Genomic DNA, 2,681 nt, shown 5'->3' with positions numbered 1-2,681 from the left:
GGACACCGAAGGTGGTGGTTGAAAGAGCTAAGCCTCCTATTATATTCCCTTTGATAGAACAGCCCTTAAATGACCCAGGTAAACCTTACGCCAACTTTGATTGGAGAAGAAAGCTCGGCGAAGAAGGGGCAACCCAAGCGGTTTTTAATTGAAACAGAAAAGTAGGGCGTAAGCACGCTGGGCGAGACTTGTATACCCGCATTCAAAATGCTGACAACAATGCCAAGTCAGGTAGTGTAGTGGTTAGTATAGCACCTGGAAAAATTCTCGCTGTTCAAAATTTTTATCATGGCACTCATCAAGTAACAATTAGTCATGTCACAGAAGATGGTAGAAAATTTATCATTAGATATGGAGAACTTGACCCAAAGTCGGTAGAGCACCTAAAAGGCAGGATAGGCAAATCCATAAATCAAGGAGAGCTATTGGGCGTAACAGGCGTATTAAAGGCTAATGCGAATGGTTCTGGACCTCCTATGTCTTTTAAGGCAGTAAAAGGCAAAAACATCTCAATGTTGCATTTTGAATATTTTACTGGCAAAGGACACTCCCTAGATAGAGCAGATAACCTAACAATTAAAAAAGCCAATATTTACGAAAGAAGAGCTGACTGAGCTGACCCTTTGGAGATATTATTGGAGGGGTATAGGGCGACTTTTATTAAGCCTTTGCCAGTTACCAATAATCAAAATGCAACACTTGAGCAATTAGTTAAACAATTGGGAGATATTATCGCTAGTGGGGAGGGCAGTTACGAGGCTTGGAATGCAGGTGCACCTAATGGACAAAGGGTTAAATATGGAAAAATGCAAGATGGTCCAGGTACGATAACAGGCAAAACTATCAATGAACTATTATACTTGTCTGAGGCATATAAGTGGACAGATTCGAGAAGGCGGTTTGCGACAGGAAAATATCAAACCATACCATCTACGCTAAAAGCTGCTAAGAATCAAATTGGATTAACTGGCGATGAATTATACAATGCAGAAATGCAAGAAAGAGTATTTAGAGAGTACTTGGTTTACAAACAACCTTTGCTGAAGGATTTTATTAAATATGGCAAAGGTAGCATTGACGATGCAATGCAAGGCGCTGCACAAGAATGGGCATCTATAGGTATGCCTAAAGGTCGCAAGTGCCAAGATGGAGTGGCTTCTGATGGCGCCAGATCTTTTTATCATTCAAGAACCAATAGAGCAAGCCCTAAATCCACCAAGAGTGTTAGAGCTGTACTTGAAAGAATTCAACAATACCACCAAACCAAAAAAGAGGTTGAAAAATGAAAACAAATCAATTAATCGGTTGTGCTATAAAAGCATTGGGTTTTTTGTTTGTATTTTTAATTCAAGCTTGCAAGGCAAATGATATCCAAGTAACCATTTGCGAACCAGATTATCAATCCATATCATATTGCAACAAAGAATTTTTTAAAAAATTGCAAAATAAGAAAAAAGAAAAACCGGATTTTGATTTAAATAAATATTTGATTATATCAAAAATTCCATTAAATAATAGGAAAGATAAAATATTCTCATATTATTTCGCAGTTTTTGATCCTAAAAATAATGTATTATTTCCACTAACATTAGTAGTGACAAATTTTTCAAATCAAGATGGATATATGATAAACAATCCACCAACTATAAGATATTGGAAAGATAATGACCTAATATGTGTTAGTGGAAATATTATTTCATATAGAAACAGTTATGAAAATATAGAAAATTATTGTTACAGATTTCAAGAGGATATAAAAGATGTAATCTTAATAAATAATAATATCTAGTTACTGATAAATTCAAATTATTTATGATGAAATTATGTATCGTATATATGCATTAATTATTCTCCTAACCATTACAGCCCTATCCGCCTGTAACAGTGGTCAAGAAAAAATTCAGCCCAATAAAAACAAAAGTGTTGAAGCGAGTCATCAATCGAATATTGATATTGATGAGGTTCATCATGTTTACTCAAAACTAAGTGATAGCCTATCAGGAAAATTAAAAGTTGCCTTGCAAGAAAATCAACGTGATTGGAATAAAAAACATCAGAGGTTTGTGATGGGAGCATTCGGGTGGAAGAAAGACAGCGGTGTTATACCATAGAGAATAAAAATAGATTAAAATTTTTACACCGTCATCAAGATTACCTAACCAATTTGGCGGATAATAAACTAAGTGGCTTGGAACGAATTGATGGAAGGTATGTTGGTGGCTTCGATTCTTACTGCATGTGCAGTGCGATAATCCCCTTTGTTGATACAAAAAGCGATACAATGGTTCTACAGAGTAGTTGTGGTGAATTAATTCTAAAAGATTCGATAAATCGAGTGATTTTATCAGATGATTTGGTGAGATTTGTTATGATCAATGAAAACAAAATTGAATATGATTTAATTTTTAAATATAATAAAAATAAAATTTATACAATGACGACGAACGGAACTTATGCTATGACAAAAACCATGCATTTTCCATCATATCTTGCAAATCAAAAGCAATACCCTATTGATGTGGACTCAATGTGTGATGGTTTTGATGGATAGACTATGAAAAATATTGTGTTGTTGTCATTTTTGATTTTGCCAACCATCCTTTGCACCAGTTGTAATGCTGATAACGTTGCATATAACCCATCATCCCACTTTTATTCACAAAAAACACAACCTAATACTA

At 34.9% G+C, this 2,681-nt stretch carries 5 protein-coding genes; all 5 read left to right on the top strand.

Features of this window, described 5'->3' with window-relative positions:
• Nucleotides 1-188: 188 nt before the first annotated feature.
• From B0182_RS12855 to B0182_RS14070, 5 genes are read left to right on the top strand one after another with little or no spacing between them, the layout of a single operon-like run.
• Entirely contained in the window at nucleotides 189-614 is a 426-nt protein-coding gene (locus tag B0182_RS12855; protein WP_078275296.1) for a peptidoglycan DD-metalloendopeptidase family protein, read from the top strand.
• 9 nt (nucleotides 615-623) lie between these two features.
• Nucleotides 624-1,286 (top strand): hypothetical protein, encoded by a 663-nt coding sequence (locus tag B0182_RS12850; RefSeq protein WP_158079717.1) that lies wholly within the window; start codon nucleotides 624-626, stop codon nucleotides 1,284-1,286.
• Entirely contained in the window at nucleotides 1,283-1,789 is a 507-nt protein-coding gene (locus B0182_RS12845) for a hypothetical protein (protein ID WP_078275294.1), read from the top strand. The genes B0182_RS12850 and B0182_RS12845 overlap by 4 nt, the downstream gene beginning before the upstream one ends.
• Nucleotides 1,790-1,823: 34 nt before the next feature.
• The gene (locus tag B0182_RS12840; protein WP_078275293.1) at nucleotides 1,824-2,111 is read left to right on the top strand and encodes a hypothetical protein; all 288 of its coding nucleotides are present in this window, start codon (nucleotides 1,824-1,826) and stop codon (nucleotides 2,109-2,111) included.
• Nucleotides 2,081-2,551, top strand: a complete 471-nt coding sequence (locus B0182_RS14070; protein WP_143821754.1) for a hypothetical protein — start codon at nucleotides 2,081-2,083, stop codon at nucleotides 2,549-2,551. Before B0182_RS12840 ends, B0182_RS14070 begins: the two co-directional genes overlap by 31 nt.
• Nucleotides 2,552-2,681 lie beyond the last annotated feature (130 nt).

This window comes from Moraxella bovis (assembly GCF_002014975.1).
Taxonomy (GTDB): domain Bacteria; phylum Pseudomonadota; class Gammaproteobacteria; order Pseudomonadales; family Moraxellaceae; genus Moraxella; species Moraxella bovis.
The sequence above is the reverse complement of the archived record's forward strand: the minus strand, read 5'-3'. Positions and strand labels throughout refer to the sequence as shown.